This window comes from Mycobacterium bohemicum DSM 44277 (genome assembly GCF_001053185.1).
GTDB lineage: Bacteria > Actinomycetota > Actinomycetes > Mycobacteriales > Mycobacteriaceae > Mycobacterium > Mycobacterium bohemicum.
Genome location: NZ_CSTD01000003.1, coordinates 533,341 through 551,005, shown reverse-complemented (window position 1 = coordinate 551,005; position 17,665 = coordinate 533,341). Strand labels below are relative to the sequence as shown.

13 protein-coding genes and 4 pseudogenes are annotated in these 17,665 nt (G+C 70.8%); 8 read left to right on the top strand and 9 right to left on the bottom strand.

Going from position 1 to position 17,665, the window contains the following annotated elements:
* Positions 1-196 precede the first annotated feature (196 nt).
* The gene (locus tag BN971_RS17200; protein WP_085182873.1) at positions 197-586 is read left to right on the top strand and encodes a hypothetical protein; all 390 of its coding nucleotides are present in this window, start codon (positions 197-199) and stop codon (positions 584-586) included.
* Here BN971_RS17200 and BN971_RS17195 read toward each other — a convergent pair whose 3' ends face one another.
* Positions 587-1,276, bottom strand: a complete 690-nt coding sequence (locus tag BN971_RS17195; RefSeq protein WP_085182874.1) for a DUF3060 domain-containing protein — start codon at positions 1,274-1,276, stop codon at positions 587-589.
* A 46-nt stretch (positions 1,277-1,322) separates the two neighbouring features.
* Between BN971_RS17195 and BN971_RS17190 the strand changes: the two genes are divergently transcribed.
* The gene (locus BN971_RS17190; RefSeq protein WP_085182881.1) at positions 1,323-2,348 is read left to right on the top strand and encodes an NADP-dependent oxidoreductase; all 1,026 of its coding nucleotides are present in this window, start codon (positions 1,323-1,325) and stop codon (positions 2,346-2,348) included.
* Between the two features lie 24 nt (positions 2,349-2,372).
* Here BN971_RS17190 and BN971_RS17185 read toward each other — a convergent pair whose 3' ends face one another.
* On the bottom strand, positions 2,373-2,987 hold the full coding sequence (locus tag BN971_RS17185) for a hypothetical protein (RefSeq protein ID WP_085182875.1): 615 nt from the start codon (positions 2,985-2,987) through the stop codon (positions 2,373-2,375).
* Between the two features lie 219 nt (positions 2,988-3,206).
* Between BN971_RS17185 and BN971_RS17180 the strand changes: the two genes are divergently transcribed.
* Positions 3,207-4,031 carry a glycoside hydrolase family 16 protein gene (locus tag BN971_RS17180; RefSeq protein ID WP_085182876.1) on the top strand — a complete coding sequence of 275 codons (825 nt, stop codon included), beginning with the start codon at positions 3,207-3,209 and terminating at the stop codon, positions 4,029-4,031.
* Between the two features lie 3 nt (positions 4,032-4,034).
* Here BN971_RS17180 and BN971_RS17175 read toward each other — a convergent pair whose 3' ends face one another.
* Complete coding sequence (locus BN971_RS17175) at positions 4,035-5,558, bottom strand: glycosyltransferase family 39 protein (RefSeq protein ID WP_245837028.1); 1,524 nt, start codon at positions 5,556-5,558, stop codon at positions 4,035-4,037.
* A 52-nt stretch (positions 5,559-5,610) separates the two neighbouring features.
* On the opposite strand from BN971_RS17175, the gene BN971_RS17170 reads away from it, so the two are divergent.
* From BN971_RS17170 to BN971_RS26725, 4 genes and pseudogenes are all read left to right on the top strand, one after another.
* Positions 5,611-5,916, top strand: a complete 306-nt coding sequence (locus BN971_RS17170; RefSeq protein WP_085182877.1) for a hypothetical protein — start codon at positions 5,611-5,613, stop codon at positions 5,914-5,916.
* Positions 5,917-5,940: 24 nt separating this feature from the next.
* A pseudogene (locus BN971_RS25925) lies at positions 5,941-6,282 on the top strand (GAP family protein); the annotation flags it as partial.
* Positions 6,268-6,798: pseudogene (locus tag BN971_RS26730) on the top strand (hypothetical protein); the annotation flags it as partial. The pseudogenes BN971_RS25925 and BN971_RS26730, both read left to right, overlap by 15 nt.
* Positions 6,799-7,272: 474 nt before the next feature.
* Positions 7,273-7,884 (top strand): annotated as a pseudogene (locus BN971_RS26725) (carboxyl transferase domain-containing protein); the annotation flags it as partial.
* 227 nt (positions 7,885-8,111) lie between these two features.
* Here the strand turns inward: BN971_RS26725 and BN971_RS25920 are convergent.
* The 6 genes and pseudogenes from BN971_RS25920 to BN971_RS17140 form a co-directional block, all read right to left on the bottom strand.
* Positions 8,112-8,570 carry a 4'-phosphopantetheinyl transferase family protein gene (locus BN971_RS25920; RefSeq protein WP_249262745.1) on the bottom strand — a complete coding sequence of 153 codons (459 nt, stop codon included), beginning with the start codon at positions 8,568-8,570 and terminating at the stop codon, positions 8,112-8,114.
* 180 nt (positions 8,571-8,750) lie between these two features.
* Positions 8,751-9,458, bottom strand: a pseudogene (locus BN971_RS25915) (3-oxoacyl-ACP synthase); the annotation flags it as partial.
* On the bottom strand, positions 9,442-10,557 hold the full coding sequence (locus BN971_RS17155; protein WP_085180945.1) for a 3-oxoacyl-ACP synthase III family protein: 1,116 nt from the start codon (positions 10,555-10,557) through the stop codon (positions 9,442-9,444). The gene BN971_RS17155 and the pseudogene BN971_RS25915, both read right to left, overlap by 17 nt.
* Before the next feature lie 25 nt (positions 10,558-10,582).
* On the bottom strand, positions 10,583-11,263 hold the full coding sequence (locus tag BN971_RS17150; protein WP_211704217.1) for an Acg family FMN-binding oxidoreductase: 681 nt from the start codon (positions 11,261-11,263) through the stop codon (positions 10,583-10,585).
* A gap of 109 nt (positions 11,264-11,372) precedes the next feature.
* Positions 11,373-12,833, bottom strand: a complete 1,461-nt coding sequence (locus BN971_RS17145) for a bifunctional aminoglycoside phosphotransferase/ATP-binding protein (protein ID WP_090350355.1) — start codon at positions 12,831-12,833, stop codon at positions 11,373-11,375.
* A gap of 15 nt (positions 12,834-12,848) precedes the next feature.
* Positions 12,849-13,730 carry a universal stress protein gene (locus BN971_RS17140; RefSeq protein ID WP_085180911.1) on the bottom strand — a complete coding sequence of 294 codons (882 nt, stop codon included), beginning with the start codon at positions 13,728-13,730 and terminating at the stop codon, positions 12,849-12,851.
* Positions 13,731-13,874: 144 nt separating this feature from the next.
* Between BN971_RS17140 and otsB the strand changes: the two genes are divergently transcribed.
* Positions 13,875-17,594: a trehalose-phosphatase gene (gene otsB, locus BN971_RS17135; RefSeq protein ID WP_085180910.1), complete on the top strand. Its 3,720-nt coding sequence runs from the start codon at positions 13,875-13,877 to the stop codon at positions 17,592-17,594.
* Positions 17,595-17,665 lie beyond the last annotated feature (71 nt).

Here is a 17,665-nt window from a genome sequence, read left to right as displayed (position 1 = left end):
CCCGCGCCCCCCCCCGCGGCGCCGGCTGTGCCCCGCCAGCCGCCGATGACGATGTACCTGCACTTCCCGTTCGTCACCGTGCCGATCCCGATCACCCCGCCGGCGCCCCCACCGCCGGCACCGGCGCCCTGAGGCCGTGGCACACGGGCCGGGCCGGGCGCACACTGGAAAAGACTGCTGAGGGCAAGGAGGTCGCGTGGGCGAATACGGTGCTTTCGGATTCGATCCCGACGAATTCGATCGCGTGATCAGGGAAGGCAGCGAGGGGCTGCGCGACGTGTTCGAGCGGATCGGCAGGTTCGTCGCCACGCCCGGCGCCCGATCGGGGTGGTCGTCGATCTTCGAGGACCGGCCCCGCCCGGCGCCGGAGACGACCGGCGAGGCCGGCGACGGCGTGTGGGCGATCTACACGGTGGACTCCGACGGCGGCGCCCGGGTCGAGCAGGTGTACGCGACCGAGCTGGATGCGCTGCGGGCGAACAAGAACAACGTCGACCCCAAGCGCAAGGTGCGGTTCTTGCCGTACGGGATCGCGGTCAGCGTCCTCGACGACGATTCGGACGAGTCGCCCGAGCAGCCGTCGTAACTAGCCCTGCTGCACCACGTTCGAGCCGCCGGAGTTGCTGACCTTCGGCGCGCCCGAATGGTAGGTGACCTTGTTGTTGAAGCCGGAGGCCTCGACGGTGTCGACGGAATCGACGGTGATGGCGTTCTGCACGCCGGACACGCTGATCCGCACGCAGTGACCGGTGATCTCCACCGTGTTGGAGACGCCGCTGACGCTGACGACGTTGTCGTTGCAGGCGATCGTGCGGTTCTCGTTGATGCCCGAGACGCTGATCCTGGCGCCCGGCGTCGGCGACGTCTGCGACCCCGATGGACTGGTGGTCTTGGTCCTGCTCGGGGAGCTCGGCGGCGCGCTGACGCCCCCGGTCGGCGGTGACTCGATGATCGATCGCACGCCCGAGAACTGGTGGGCGGCGAAGGCGGCGATGCCGCCGGCCAGCGCGAGCATGCCGACGACGATGACCGTGCCCAGGATCCACCACGTGCGGTTGCCCGACGTTCGCGGCGGCGGGCCCATGAAGGGGCCGCCGCCATAGGTCCACGAGGCCCCCGGCGACGTGGGCGGGGGAGAGCCCGGGGGCGGGGTCGGCGGGGGAGGATACGGCGCCGCGGGCGGCAGCGGGCCGCCCAGTTCGGAGGCCCGCGCCGTGTCGGCCAGGGGTCGCTCGAGTTCCCGGATGCGCTCCTCGGGGTCGTCCTGCGATTGCATGCAGAGATGCTCCCACCGGACCGTGGGAATGGGTAGGTTCTGCATCGTGTCCGACTTGCCGAACCGCCAGATCGTGCTCCGTCGCCGCCCGACGGGCCTCGTCCAGCCCGGGGATACGGAGCTGATCACCGAGCCGGCGCCGGAACCGGCCGAGGGCGAGGCGCTGGTCCGCACCACCTATGTGGGGCTCGACGCCGCCGTCCGCACCTGGCTGAACGACCAGCAGGGCTACCTGCCGCCGGTGCAGCTCGGCGAGGTGATCCGGGCGGCCGGGATCGGCGAGGTGGTGGCGTCCCGCTGCCCGGCCTACGAGGTCGGCGACGTGGTCACCACGCTCAGCGGCTTCCAGGAGTACGTGCTGGTGCGCGACGACGTGTTCTGCACCCCGTATCCGCGCAGCGAGAAGGTCGATCAGCGCGCCGTGATGTCGGTGTACGGCCCGACCGGCGCCACCGCCTACATCGGCATGATGGACATCGGGCGGCCGCAGCCGGGGGAGACCGTGGTGGTGTCGGCCGCCGCGGGCGCGACCGGGTCGGTGGCCGGCCAGATCGCCAAGATCTTCGGCGCGCGGGTGGTGGGCATCGCGGGCGGGCCCGAGAAGTGCCGGGCGGTGGTCGAGGACTTCGGGTTCGACGCGTGCATCGACTACAAGACCGACGACCTGAACGCCGCGCTCAAGGAGCACTGCCCGCGCCGCGTCGACGTCTACTTCGACAACGTCGGCGGCCCCATCCTCGACGCCGTGCTGGGCCGCCTGGCCAGCAAAGCCCGGGTGGTGCTCTGCGGTGTCATCTCCAGCTACCTCAGCGGAGAGCACCCCGGACCGGCCAACTACGTGAACCTGCTGTCCAAGACCGCGCTGATGCAGGGCTTCAACGCCCTCGACGACTGGGGCCGTTTCGACGAGGCGTTCGCCGCGCTGCGCCAGTGGGAGAGCGAGGGCAAGATCAGGCACCGCGAAACTGTCTTCGAGGGCATCGAATCGTGCGTCGACGCCCTCAACGGGCTGTTCACCGGGGCCAATATCGGCAAGATGCTGGTCAAGCTCAGCGAACCGGCCTGCGGTTAACCCGATGGTGGCGACCCGCAGCGCCTAGCCCTCTCCCAGCACCCGGTAGAGCGCCTTCTTCGCCTCCGTCACGGCCTCGAGGACCTTGGTCTGCGCCTCGGCGAGCTGCTGTTTCTGCTCGTCAGTGCCGGTCCAGGTGATGGTGCGGGCCAGCCGGGCCATCTCGAAGAGTTCCCTGCGGATCTTCAAGGCGTCGCCCCACTTGGCCGCCCGCCCCAGGAAGGCGTGCGCGGTCTCGCTGCTGACGCCGCGCCAGGCCAGCAGGTTGCGGCCGAGTTCGGTCAGTGTCACCACGCCGTTGTCGACCGTGACCATGCCCCGGCCGGCGAGCAGTCCGATCGCAAGCTCGGCCATGTCCTGCGGAGGTGTGAACGCACCCTCGGTGGCGTCGGACACCCGCTGAACCACCTGGCCGGCGTCGGCCGGCCCGTCGAGCAACAGGGCCGCGGTCATGAACGCCGCCCGCTTCATGCCGTGGCGACCACCCGGGCCGAACCCACCCTTGCCGGGGCCGCCGAAACCACCTTGGCCCCAACCTCTTTGACCCCGGTCAGCCCAGCCGCCACCGAAGCCCGGTCCGCCGAATCCCGGACCGCCGAAACCGGGGCCGCCGGGGCCTCCGAAAAATCCACCGTGCATCGTCGCCGTTCCTTTCCTCAAAGTATCAATTTCCTTGATACCACTGGGCGCCGAGATGTCAACCAAATTGATAGTGGCCGCCGGATGGCCGTCGACCCCGCCACCGAGTGTCGGAATGCGGCCGACCCCGGGCCCGTGGTTTCATAAAACCGTTTGCGATAGTCGTCGAGGGGTATTTGGCCAGGTCGTCAGAACTTGGTTAATGGATTGGTGGTTGTAATGGATCGTCGCAGCATGTTGTTGATGACGGGGGTCGGCATGCTGGGGGCCGCGATGCGTCTGCCGGGGGCCTGGGCGGCCCCGTCGGCGCCGCAGGCACCGCCGTCGGCCGGGCCGGGCGGGCCCTACATCTTCGACGACGAGTTCGACGGCCCGGCGGGCTCGGCTCCGGACCCGGGCAAGTGGACGGTGCAGACCTGGCAGGACGACGTCTTCCCGCCGGTCGCGGGGATCTATCGCGACGACCGCCGGAACGTGTTCCAGGATGGCAATTCCAACCTGGTGTTGCGCGCCACTCAGGAGGGGGACACCTACTACGGCGCCAAAGTGCGGGGCAATTTCCGCAGCATGATCAACCAGACCTGGGAAGCGCGGATCAAGCTGAACTGTCTGGAGCCGGGCCTTTGGTCGGCGTTCTGGGGTGTCAACGAGGACCCGCTGCCCGACGGCGAGGTCGACCTCTTCGAGTGGTACGGCAACGGCTCGTGGCCCCCGGGTACGACGGTGCACGCGGCGTCCAACGGGAAGACCTGGGAGGGCAAGTCGATTCCCGGGATGGTGGACGGCGACTGGCACACGTGGCGGATGCATTGGGGTGAAGAGGGCTTCGAGTTTGCGCGCGACGGCGCAACGTACTTCACCGTTCCCAACAAGCCGATCCACGTCCATGGCGGCGCTCCCGACGACTTCCGGTGGCCGTTCAACGCCCCGGGCTATTGGATGACCCCGATGTTCACGCTCGCGGTCGGTGGCGTGGGCGCCGGCGATCCCGCCGGGGCCACCTACCCGGCGGACATGCTGGTGGACTACCTGCGCATCTGGTGAGCGCTATCGCACCGCTTTGATGACCTGAACCAGGCTGAACTGCCAGCGCTCGACCAGGCGGAAGCCGAGGTCATGGGGAACGGCGAAGGCGGGGGTCGCCCCGTAGGCGGGGCCGGGCGGGAGCGCCACGCCCTGCTCGTGGGCGGGCACCGAGCTGTCGGCCTGGGTGATGATCCAGACCACCCGGCAGTGGCTCAGCGGCGCTGCGACGACCTCGGGGATGAGGTTGGTGTCGAAGACGTCGCGGCGGTCGGTGGCGCGCTGCCACAGGGTGAGGTCGACCAGTTTGCGGTACGCGTCGGGGCGCGCCGCGAGCAACGGGCGCATGGGTGCGGGCATGAAGGTCACCGTGTCGTTCACCAGCAGGCAGTCGCCGGGCGCCGCCTCCGCGGCGATCAGATCGGCCACCTGGCTGTAGTCCATGCCGTACTTGGCGTACGGATTGCGTTGCACCGCAATGTAGTTGGGGATCGCCGCAATGGCGAACACGCCGACCAGCCCGGCGGCCACCCACGGCCTGACGGCCACCGTGGCGGTGGCGACGCCCAGGACGAGCGCCATCGCCGGAGCCGTGAAGGACAGGTAGCGCGGCGTGTAGATCGGGTGCAGCAGCGCCGACCAGCCGACGATGACGGCGGTCGGGATCGCCATCCACGCCACCGCGATGGTCAGCAACTGCCGATCGCCCCCGCCCGGGTGTCCCCATCGCTTCAGCCACACCGCGATCGCGCCGGCGATCACCACGGCCGACAGGACGGCGAACGGCGGGCATCGTTCGAAATACTGCTGGACCGCCACGTCCTCGGGTGTGCGGCCGCCGATCGGCGGAACCCATTTGATCTGGTGCGCCTGGCCGGCGGCTGTGACCAAGAACGGCGTCAGCGCGGCCACCGCCAGCGCCGACGCGGCGGCGAAGCGCACCAGGACCCGCCGGATGCGCAGGTGGGCGCACAGGAAGACCAGGTACGCGGCGGGCATCAGCACCAGGTAGGCGTCGACCAGGATCGAGGCGACGGCGGCCACCCCGTAGCCGAACCACGACCCCGCGGTGTCGCGGCGGGCGGCGCGCACCAGCAGCACTGTGAGCCACACCGCGGCAAGCATCGACAGGGCGTACGGGCGCGCTTCGATGCCGGCCCAGGTGGTGCGCGGCAGGATCGCGCACACGGCGCCTGAGCACAGCGCGGCGGTGCGCGTCGAGAACTGCCTGGCCAGCACCACCACGCCGGCCGCCGCGCCGCCGACGGCAAGGCCGCTGGGCAGCCGCGAGAAGAACTCGGTGGGGGGGAAGATCTGAAACCAGCCGTGCATCAGCAGGTAGTACAGGCCGTGGACGGCGTCGACGTTGCCCAGCATCTGCCACAACTGGCCGAGCGATCGGCTGTAGGACGCCGAGATCGTCGCGGCCTCGTCGTACCAGAAGGAGGGGCGACCGGCGCCGACCAGGCTGACCGCGGCGGCCAGCACCCCGACGATCAGCGGGTCCAGCGCCTGTCTTGGCACCGTCCGCAGGCCGCCGCGAAGCACACCGCCATGCTGCCATTCGAACGTATGATCGAACCCGTCCTATGATCGACCAATGGGCGACCTCGCGTCGATCGGGTACAACGGCCAGCCGGTCCGCAGCCCGTTTCGGGTGGTGCGCCCGCCGATCACGGTGTTGGTCGACCTGACCGTGCTGTTTCCGCGCCAGCCCCACCGTTCGGGGCGCTACCAGCCCAACGGGCTGCAGCTGCACAAGGTCGTCGAGGGCAGGCTGAGCTGCTGGGGCATCTGCGAGCAGGGCGACTGGTGGGGGTTGGTCACCTACCCCGTCGCCTACGGCGCCAAGCGCAGGACCGTGACGCACTGGGTGCCGGCCTGGACGTTGCGCAGGAAGCATTAGCCGGGGAATGCGATGATGCTGCCCGTGAACGCAAGTTGGGGCACGCTGCTGGCTCGGCTCTTCGCGCTGGGGTTGGTGATCGCCACCTCACCGATCACGGTCATCCCGGCGGTGCTGGTCCTCCACGCGCCCCGTCCGAGGCCGACCGGGATGGCGTTCCTCGGCGGCTGGGTGCTCAGCCTGGCCGCCCTCACCGGCCTGTTCGCCGGGGCCTCGGATCTGCTGGGCGGGCTGCACAAGTCGCCGCCGACCTGGGCGTCCTGGCTACGGGTGTTTTTTGGCTCGGCGCTGATCCTGTTCGGCGTCTATCGGTGGCTCACCCGGCATCGCCAGGGCGAGAGCCCGCGCTGGATGCTCGGCGTCGCCGACTACGACCACGAGGGCCGGCCCGTCCACCTCGTCACCGCGTACGCCCCGCTGGAGGAGTTGCCGGACCTGTCCGGTGCCATCGCCGACCATCTGGGCGGCGCCGGCGCCGGGCCGGACGCGGTGGTGGACCTGGCGCTGTGGCGCCACGGCGCGGCCTCGGACGAGGGCCCAGACGACCCCTCGGACGAGGAAGCCATCCTCGTCGAGGCCGAAAAGCTCTTGGCGGACTGCGATTTCGGCGGTCCGCTGCACCGGCTTGACCTGACGGTGACGACCGTCGAGGGAGCGACGCCGGAGCGTTTCCGCACCCATCACTTCACGTTGCGCCCGCAGGACGGCCGGTTCGTCGAGGATCCCCTCTACCGCAACCTGCACCCGATGCTGGCCAAGCGGCTGGACCTGTGGCGGCTGGCGAACTTCACCCTGCGCCGGCTGCGGTCGGCGGAGGACGTGTACGTGTTCCACGGCGTGGCGCGCGACAATCCCGCGGACCACCGGCTGTTCGCGCTCGCCGAGGTGCGGGACCTGACGCCGGTTTCGGCGGCCGACGGCACGCTGCGCTATCCGCGGCTGGAACTGATGGGATCGCTTGCCCTGTCGGCGATGTGGGAGGCGCTGGCCACGTTCGACGCCCGGAACCGGCCCGCGGCCAACCGGATCGTCCTCTACGTCCGGCCGCCGTGGAACGTGCCCCGCGACGCCTGGACGGCGCTGGCCCGGTCGTCGGCACCGCTGGCGATCGGCGCGGCGCTGGAGAAGCTCGTGCTGCGCGTGCGGTTCCCCGACGGCCGCGAACGCGTCCTGGACGTGGAGGGCCTGGGCGAGGGCGTGACGGTGCGGGAACGCCCGCTCGGCGCAGAACCCGTCCGGTCCTTGACGCCGTACCGGCAGAAGTTGTTGCGCGCCAACCGGATCGGTGCGCCCTACCCGTACGAGATCGTGCGGATGCTGACCCCGCCGCCCGAGGCGGTGGCCCGCTTCCCCACCGGCGAGTTCACCGAGCACGACCTCGACGAAGACGGCCACCTCGCGCCCGTGTCGCGGCCGTATGGCCGCAACACCGCCAACGTCGTGCTCGGCCTGCTGCGCAACAACACCGAGAAGGTGCCCGAGGGCATGACCCGGGTGGCGCTGTTCGGCGACCCGACCCGCGGGCTGGGCAACATCGCCGAGCCGGAGTGCCGGCGGATCGTCGCGGCGCTGGACCTGGCCGAGCGGATGGGGGTGCCGGTCGAATGGTTCACGCTGTCCTCGGGCGCGAAGATCGCGATGGACAGCGGGACGGAGAACATGGACTGGATCGGCGCGGTGTTGCGCCGCCTGATCGAGTTCACCCAGCGCGGCGGCGAGGTGAACATCGTCGTCACCGGGGTGAACGTGGGCGCCCAGCCGTATTGGAACGCCGAGGCGACCATGCTGATGCACACCCGCGGCATCCTCGTGATGACCCCCGCCAGCGCGATGGTGCTGACCGGCAAGCAGGCGCTCGACTACTCCGGCGGCGTGTCGGCCGAGGACAACTTCGGCATCGGCGGCTTCGACCGGATCATGGGCCCCAACGGGCAGGGCCAGTACTGGGCGCCCACGCTGGCCGACGCGTGCGCGATCCGGTCGAACTCTTCGGCGACCTCGCTGAGTTTGGCCGCCCGGCTCGCCGAGGTCACCGCGGCGGTGCGGGCGGCCAAACTCAGCGAGGTCGCCGAAGAGTTCGACCGGATCCACACCGTGCAGCGGGCGCTCGCGGTGGGCTCGGTGGACCGGATCATCAGCGCCGAGGCGCTGCGGCCCTACGTCATCGACGCCCTCGAACGGGGCCTGTCACTGGGTTAGTGGGTCAGCGGCTGCGTGAGCCACGAGTCCCTGGGCTGCGCGCGGGACAGGGCGCCGGGGTCGCCGAGCGCGACCGGCGCCGGGCCGGGTTCGCGGGTCGCGACGGTCAGCACGAACCGGCCGTCGCGGCGCCACCAGCCGGGGAAAACTGCACCGTCGGCGCAGCGCACCCTCAGCGCGCCCCAGCCGTCGTCGCGCGGTGCGCCGGGATCGACCTCGAGGCTGTGGGTGTCGCGGCGCAGCCCGGTGCCGAGCACCTTGAGCGCGCTCTCCTTCGCCGACCAGATCAGGTTCGCCATCGCGTCCCGTTCCTCGCCGGCCGCGCGCGAGCCGACCAGGCGTTGCTCGGCGGCGGTGAAGAAGTCGCCGACGAAACCCGGCGAACGCGGCTCGACCAGCTCCAGGTCGCAGCCGACCGGCAGGAGCCCGGCCCGCCCGGCCGGGGGGGACGTCACGCACACCGCCCACCCGGCGCGGTCGCTGATCGACACGCCGAGGTCCAGGGGGGCGCCGCCCGCGCACGCGTAGGGGGCGCCGTCGGCGACGTTGCGGATCTCGATGCCCGACAGCGTCGCGGTGTCCGCGGGCCGGCCGGTGACCAGGGCGACGGCGCGCTTGGCGACGAGCCGGCGCAGCAGAAATTCGTTGCGCCGCTTGGTGTATCCCGGCCGGGCGGGGGCGGCGACGATCGCGTCGACGTCGGACAGCCGCACGGACTGCTCGGCAAGGCACGCCGACACCGCGCGCGCGGCCGCCGCGGCGAACCGCTCGTCGGTCGCCGCCGACTCCGAGAAGCGCAGGACGTTGCGGGAGTCGGCGAAACCGACCGTGGCGCAGAAGGTTTCGTCGCCGGCCTCACTCGGGTCGTTCACCCACGAGACCCGGCTGAGGCCGTCGTCGTCGTCGGACCAGCCGCACAGCATCGCCGCGCCGGCGGGCGAGAACGGGAAGTGCTCGCTCATCCCGTGCCCGGGGTCGGCGTCGCTGGCGACCACCAGCGCGCGCCGGATGGCGCGGCTGCGCATGAAGCCGTCGACGATCTGCAGCGCGGTCAGCAGCCCGCAGGTGCCGTTGGCGATGTCGAAGGAGAAGGTGCCGTGGGCGCCCGCGTGCGGGTCCTCGGGGTTGGCGCCGATGTCGTCCTGGATCAGCGCGGCGAGCGCCGGCTCACCGAGGTTGCGGTCGCGGTAGATGCCGGCGTTGACGACGAGGTCCAGCTCCGAGGCGTCGCACCCGGCCCGCTTCAGGCAATCCTTGGCGGCGACGACGGCCAGGTGCAGCGCGCTGTGACGGCCCCGCAACCGCGGATGCGAGACGTCGATCCGATCAATCACCGTGCCCATAGCGGCTCACCACATCCTCGTCCAGGGTCAACAAGACCACACCGATCTCCAGTCCGGAGGCCAACGCCAGCAACGCGATCCGCTCGCCCGGCTTGATCCGCCCGGCCTCGAGTTCCTCGACCAGCGCGACCGTGTGGGTCGTCGAGGCCGTGTTTCCGTAGCGGTCGACGGTGATCACCGCGTCGTGGCGGGGGCTGTCGCCGAACACCTCCGACATCCGGGCCATGCCCTTGCGGATGGCGCGCGCCGACGTCTGGTGGGTGATCACGTGGTCGATGTCGTGGATCGAAAGCCCCACGGTGTCAAGCACTTCGCTCAACAGCAAGGGCGTGTCGGCGATGGCGGCCTTCTGGATGGCGCGCGAGTTGGTGAACATCCGCGCCCCCGGGTCATCCCCCTCCGGATACGCGAGGCAGAGCCGGCTGTAGTCGGCGACCGTGGTGAAGCCGGCCAGGGCGATGCCCGCCGACCCGGCCGGCGCCCGCTCGAGCAGCAGCGCCGCGCCGGCGTCGCCGAGGGTCAGGCAGGCGAGCTCCTTGCTCATGATGTTGCGGATGTGCCGGGCGGCGTTGTTGGAAAGCTGCGAGATGTATTCGCCGCTGACCACCAGGCCGCGCTCGACGACGCCCTGGCGGATCCAGTTGTTCAAAATCGTTACGCCCGTGAGCATTCCGGCGCACGCGTTGGACACGTCGAACGTCATCGCATTGGTCGCCCCGATCCCGCGCGCCACGGCGCTGCTCATGGTCGGCTCGAGCCACTGCGTCAGCCCGTCGCGGAACTTGGTGATGCTGCAGCTGATCACCACGTCCAGGGCCGCCGGGTCCTGCTGCGCGGTGGCCAGGCAGTTCAGCGCCGCCGAGCTGGCCAGGGTGTAGGAATCCTCGTCGCCCACCGAGACGCGGCGTTCGCGGATCCCGGTCAGCCGTTCCAGGTCGATGTGGGTGCGGTGGCGGGTGGACGCCATGAGCTCGTCGGTCGTCAGGTGGGTGCCGGGCAGATGCCGGCCGGCGGCCGCCACTCGCGCGACGAAGGGCGCCTCGCCGCCTCCCCCGGCCGTTTCCCCGGTTGTCTCCATCACCAGCCAGTGCCGAGTCATCGATGGCGCCTCCTTGGCATATCGGTCACCCACGGATCTCGAGGACGTCGGCCACCGGACGGCGGGCCACGTCGACGCGCGCGGCCTCCGAACTGGACAGCAGGGCGCTTTCGGGCACGTGGTCGGCGTTCGTCTCGAAGGGCGATGTCCACCAACGCAATTCGGTCAGATAGGAGGTGTCGCTGCGGCGCAGCTGCTCGGTGAGCCGCGAGGCCTCGGCCAGCCGGGGCCGCTCGTCGTCGTCGACCACGTCCAGCGACACGTCGTACGGGGTCACCGCGCGGCTCAGGACCGAATGCAGCGTGGGCCACGCGGTCGGTGCGCCCAGGGGCAACCGGTCGGTGCGACGGCGGCGGATCGCGTCGGCCCGCAGCCTGCTCTGCGCCGTCACGTTCTGAACGGGCAAAAAGCCCACACTCGCCAGGTGATCGGGTCTGCCCTCGGTGGGGAGCCGTTCGGTGACGCTTTCCCAGCCGGCGGCGGCCATGGCGACCCGCAGGTGGTCGAGGACCGCACCGCAGCTCAGGATCAGTTCCCGGCCGGTGTGGTCGGTGGCGTGCATCGCGTGGCGCGGGTCGGCCCACAGGTGCAGCCGCGTGCCGTCGGCCACCCACCGCCAGGGCTGGCTGTTGTGCAGCGAAGGTGCGCGGCACGCGAGCGTCAACGCGTCCCGGATGACCTGTTCGGTCGGCACTTTCGCGTCCATCTCCACCATTTCGTCGATGTGGGTGAGGCAAACTGTATGCCCGCTGCGGCGGGTGCGGGCAGGGCCGTTGGTCCCCGACGTCCGGGACGTTGGAACCTCCTGACGTCCGCTACGTCGCGCGCCGCCAGAGGTCGCGCGCCTCGCGTGCGACGAGTTCGGGGCTGCGGGAGGTGTCGATCCGGTGCGCGCCGTCCCAGTCGGCGCGCGCGGCGGCCAGGGCGGCGGCGATCTGGGGGGTCACCTCCGAATTGCCCGCGGGCCTGGTCTTGATCCGGTCGGCCGCCACCTCCGCCGTCGCCGAGCAGACGAATTCGACCAGCGCCGAGTGCGTCTCGGCGGCCAGCCGGCGGGCCTGGTCGCGCGTCCCCGGGTCGCGCCAGGTGCCGTCGAGGATCACCGAATGCCCCTCACCCAGCAACTGCCGCGCGCGGCGCAGGGTGGTCTCGTAGACCACCGCGACCTGGTCGGGGCTGTACAGTCCGGCGTTCAGCACGCCGGGCGCACCGGCGATGGCGCCGGAGTCGCGAAGCTCCCGGCGCACGTCGTCGGTGGAGATCAACTGCGCCCCAAAGGATTCTGCCAGTCCCCGCGCCACGGTGGACTTCCCGGTGCCCGGGTTGCCACCGACGAGCGCCAGCCGAACGGTCCCGCTCTGCAGGTGCCGGGTGGCGATGGCCAGGTGGCGGGCGGCGTCGTCCGACGCCCCGGGATTGCCCTGGGTGACCCGGACGCAGTCCACTTTCGCCCGCACGCCGGCCCGGTAGGCGATGTAGAAGTCGGACAGCGCCGGCGGCCCCGCCCAACCCGCGTGCTCGGCGTAGCGCTGCAGGAAGTAGTCGCCGAAGTCCTTGCGGCCCAGGAACTCCAGGTCCATCGCGAGGAAGGCGGCGTCGTCGATGCAGTCGACGTGGCGCAGCCGGTCGTCGAACTCCAGGCAGTCCAGCAGCGCCGGGGTGCCGCCCACCCAGAAGATGTCGTCGGCGAGCAGGTCGCCGTGCCCGTCGACGATGCGTCCCTCGCGGACGCGCCGCGCGAACAGCGGCGCGCGCCCGGCGACGAACTGGGCCACCAGGCGCCGCAGTTGGGCTACCTCGCCTTCAGTTACGCCCGGAATCGATTGGGCCGCATAGCGTTGCAATTCGATCAGGTTCTCCCGCCAGCGGCCCTCGATCGCGGCGGCCTCGCCCTGGGCGTCGATCCGCTCGCCGCGCTCGGCGCGTTCGTGAAAGCGTGCCAGCACGGCCGCGACCGCGTCCAGCACGCGCTGGACGGACTCGTCGGTGTTGTGGGCCACCAGGTACGCCAGGCGGTCCTCGTCGCGGTAGCGCCGCATCACCACGACCGGCTCGGCCGGTCCGCCCGCCGGATCGGTGAGGTGGGCGACGCCGAGGTAGCTCTCGGGCGAGAGCCGGCTGTTGAGCTCGACCTCCCGGCGGCAGGCGCGCTCGCGCTGCTGCGGCGTGCGGAAGTCGAGGAAGTCGGTCAGCACCGGCTTCTTGGCTTTGTAGGCGCGGTCGCCGGCGAGAATGACCACGCCCGTGTGGGTTTCGTGCAGATCGAGATACGGCACGGCGGCGGCGCGACCCTAGGACGGCCGCGCGACGATCACCGGCATCCGGACCGCGTGGACCACGGCGTTGCTCACCGAACCCAGCAGCATGCCGCTCAGGCCGCCCCGGCCGTGGCTGCCCACGACGGTCAGCTGCGCCGATTCCGACTTCTCGATCAGCTGCCGCGCCGGCTGGTCGCACACGACGAGCCGGTGCACCGTGACGTCGGGATAGCGTTCCTGCCAGCCGGCCAGCTGCTCGGCCAGGCTGCGCTCGGCCTCCGACTTCACCGACGACCAGTCCAGGCCGGGGAGTTCGACGACCTCGATGTCGCTCCACGCGTGCAGCGCGATCAGTTCGACGCCGCGCCGGGACGCCTCGTCGAACGCGAGGGCCGTCGCGAGCTCGGAGGCGGGCGAGCCGTCGACGCCCACCAGCACCGGGGCCTGCTGCGGGTGCGGCATCAGCGGGTCCTCGTCGCGGATCACCGCGACCGGGCACCGCGCGCTGCGCACCACGCTCGAGCTCACCGAGCCGAGCAGCGCCCTCGCCACCGCCCCGCGGCCGCTGCTGCCGACGACCAGCATCTCGGCCTCGTCGGACATCTCGACCAGCGTCGGCACGGGCGGGGAGCACGTCAGCGCGCTCTTGACGTCGATCGGGTGATCGACGGCGTCTTCGGCGATCTTGACCGCCCGCTCGAGAATCTCCCGGCCCTGCTCCTGCTGCCAGACCGCGACACCGGCGGACACCGGCAGCTGCGGCACCTGCGGCACGATGGCGTTGACCATGTGCGCGACGGTCAACGGCACGTGCCGCATCGCCGCCTCGCGGGCCGCCCAACAGGCCGCCGCGTTCGACGCCCCCGAGCCGTCGACCCCGACGATGATGCCGTGGCGGTTCATCGGTGCGGACATGTGCGTTCTCCCTCCGTCAGGACAAACGCTATTGGGACGATCATCGCCGATCATGAGGCTTAAGTCCCCAACCGCATGGTCATCGGACCCCGCTGCGCCCGGTTGTATTGACCGGCGCGCGCGCGGTGGCCCATCGTCGAAAATATGACCGAACGGCCCGCGACCATCGACCGCCGATACCACGATGCGGTCATCTTCAAGCTGTGCAGCGTGGTCGGCAAGGTCGCGTCCGACGGCCCCCGGACTACGGCGGTGGAGATCCGCGATTCGACCGTCCCGCTGTTGCGGCGCCTGCGCGACGCCGGCATCGCCACCGCGGTGTACTCGCCCGCCGGTGACTGCGCGAGCGTGCTGGCGGCGGCGGGGCTCTCCGATCTGGTCGGCGCGGTCGTCGACGGTGCGGGCACGGCGGACGCGGACGCCCTGACCGAAGCGATGTCCCGGCTGGGCGTGCGGCCGGTGCGCTGCGTGGTCGTCGGGTGCGACGAGGCGGGGCTCGCCGCCGGCCGCGACGGCGGATTCCGCCTCGTCGTCGGGGTCGAGCGCAACGGGGGCGGGGACGGGCTGCTGGCTTGCGGGGCCGACACGGTCGTCGCCGACCTCGGGGAGATCACGGTGCGGAAGGTGGGCGCCGCGATGTCCACGATCGCCGACGCGCTGCAGGTCTACAGCCAGCTCAAGGAATTGGCGGGCACGCGAAGGCCGGTGGTGTTCCTCGACTTCGACGGCACCCTGTCCGACATCGTCGAGCGGCCCGACGCCGCCACCCTGGTGGACGGCGCGGCGCAGGCGCTGGCGGAGCTGGCCGCGCAGTGCCCCGTCGCGGTGATCAGCGGCCGCGACCTGGGCGACGTCCGCGACCGGGTGAAGGTCGACGGCCTGTGGTATGCCGGCAGCCACGGCTTCGAGCTCGCCGCACCGGACGGCACCCACCACGAGAACGAGGCCGCCGCCGGGGCCACCGCCACGTTGGCGCGCGCCGCCGAGCGGCTGGTGGCCGAACTGCGCGATGTGCCGGGAATCGTGGTGGAGCACAAGCGGTTTGCCGTGGCCATTCACTACCGCAACGCGGATCCCCGACGGGTCGACACCGTGGTCGCCGCGGTGCGCCGGCTCGGGCGATCCGCGGGGCTGCGGGTCACCACCGGCCGCAAGATCGTCGAGCTGCGCCCGGACGTCGACTGGGACAAGGGCAAAGCGCTCAACTGGCTGCTCGACCGGGTCGGGGCCGCCACGCCCGATCTCCGGGCGATGTTGCCGATCTACATCGGCGACGACATCACCGACGAAGACGCCTTCGGAGCAATCCATTTCGACGGGGTCGGCATCGTCGTGCACCATCGCGAGGACGGTGACCGGCATTCCGCCGCGCTGCTGAGCCTGGACAGCCCCGCCGCGGTCTGCGAATTCGTCACGCGGCTGGCGCGCGACCTCAAAGACGAGGCGGCCAAGCCCCGCGACACCTGGGAGCTGGTCTACGAGGGCTACGACCCGGAATACGAGCGGCTGCGCGAATCGCTGTGCACCGTGGGCAACGGCTACGTCGCCACCCGGGGCTGCGCGCCGGAGGCGGTGGCGTGCGAGTCGCACTACCCGGGCACCTACGCCGCGGGGGTCTACAACGAGCTGACCGATAAGGTCGCGGGCCGGACCATCGCGAACGAGAGCCTGGTCAACCTGCCGAACTGGCTATCGCTGACGTTCCGCATCGACGGCGGGCCCTGGTTCCACGTCGACGACGCCGAGTTGCTGTTCTATCGGCAGACCTTCGACCTGCGGGACGCGACTCTGACTCGCAGACTGCGGTTCCGGGACCGGTGCGGGCGGATCACGGCGGTGACGCAGCAACGGTTCGCGTCCATGCGCGACCCGCACACGCTCGCCATGCGGACCAGGATCGCGGCCGAGAACTGGTCGGGCACGGTCGAATTCAGGTCATTGCTGGATGCAACCGTGCAGAACACCATGGTGGAGCGCTACCGGTCCCTGTCCAGCACCCACCTCACCGCGTCGGTGGTCGAGGATGTGGCGCCCGACACGGTGCTCCTGCGGACCCGGACGTCGCAGTCCCACATCGCGATCGCGGTGGCCGCGCGCACCACCGTGTGGACCGGGGGTGCGCCGGGCGGCGAACCGGCCACCCAGCCGGCGGAAGCCGAGTACGCCGCGGTGCACGAGGTCAACCGGGGCGGCCACGACATCCGGGTGGAGCTGCCGGAGGGCGGTGCGGTCACGTGCGAGAAGGTGGCGACGATCTTCACCGGCCGGGACCCGGCCATCTCCGAACCCGCGAGCGCCGCGCTGCAGCAGCTCGACGCGGCCGGCCGCTACACCGAACTGCACCGTCAGCACGCCCGGGCGTGGGCGCGGCTGTGGGAGCAATGCGACATCGGCCTGGCCGACAACGTGGACGCGGTGCGGGTGCTGCGGCTGCACTTCGCCCATCTGCTGCAGACGATTTCGCCGCACACCGCCGAGCTGGACGCCGGCGTTCCGGCGCGCGGCCTGCACGGCGAGGCCTACCGCGGGCACGTCTTCTGGGATTCGCTGTTCGTCTCGCCGGTGCTGAACTTCCGCATGCCTAACGTGTCGCGGTCGCTGCTGCTCTACCGGTACCGCCGGCTTCCCGCGGCGCGCCGCGCCGCCCGCCGCGCGGGCTACCTGGGCGCGATGTATCCGTGGCAGTCGGGCAGCGACGGCCGCGAGGTCAGCCAGGAGCTGCACCTCAACCCGCAGTCGGGCCGGTGGAACCCGGACGCCAGCGCGCGCGCCCACCACGTCGGCCTGGCCATCGCCTACAACGCGTGGCAGCACTACCAGGTGACCGGCGACCGCCAGTTCCTCATCGACTACGGCGCCGAGATGCTGGTGGAGATCGCCCGGTTCTGGGTGGGGCTGGCCACCTTCGACGACAGCCGCGGCCGCTACACGATCCGCGGGATCATCGGACCCGACGAATTCCACTCGGGCTACCCGGGCAAGGAGTACGACGGCATCGACAACAACGCCTACACCAACGTGATGGCGGTGTGGGTGATCATGCGGGCGATGGACGCCCTGGACCTGCTGCCGCTGCGGGAACGGCTCGACCTGGTCGCGAGGGTCGACCTCGCGCCCGACGAGCTCGACCGCTGGGATCACGTGACCCGCAAGATGTTCGTCCCCTTCCACGACGGTGTGATCAGCCAGTTCGAAGGCTATTGCGATCTGGCCGAATTGGATTGGGAGGGATATCGGCAGCGGTACGGCAACATCCAGCGCCTCGACCGGATCCTGGAGGCCGAGAACGACAGCGTGAACAATTACCGGGCGTCGAAGCAGGCCGACGCGCTGATGCTCTTCTATCTGCTGTCGTCCGAGGAGCTGCTGGGCCTGTTCGGTCGGCTCGGTTATCGCTTCCCGCCGGAGCAGATCCCGAAGACGGTCGACTACTACCTGGCGCGCACGTCGGACGGATCGACGCTCAGCTCGCTGGTGCATTCATGGGTCATCGCGCGCGCCAACCGGCACCACGCCATGAAGTACTTCGTGCAGGTGCTCGCCTCCGACATCGTCGACATCCAGGGCGGAACCACGTCGGAGGGCATCCACCTGGCCGCGATGGCGGGCAGCATCGACGTGCTGCAACGGTGCTTCACCGGCCTGGAAACCCGCGACGACCGGCTCGTCCTGGCTCCGCACTGGCCGAAGGCGCTGGGCGCCATCGAGTTCGCGTTCGTCTACCGCGGCCAGCGGTTGCACCTCAAGATCCGCGGCCGGACCGGCGCGCTGACCTCCGAGGCCGGCAACGCCGAGGCGATCCGTCTCGAGTGCCGCGGCCGCCTGCACGACGTGCTGCCCGGGCACACCGTCGAGGTCGCGTGATCGCAGCCTGGTGACCCTTGCCCGCGGAGGGGAGGCCAAACGGCCCTGCCCGGGGGCCGGGACGCCGAATA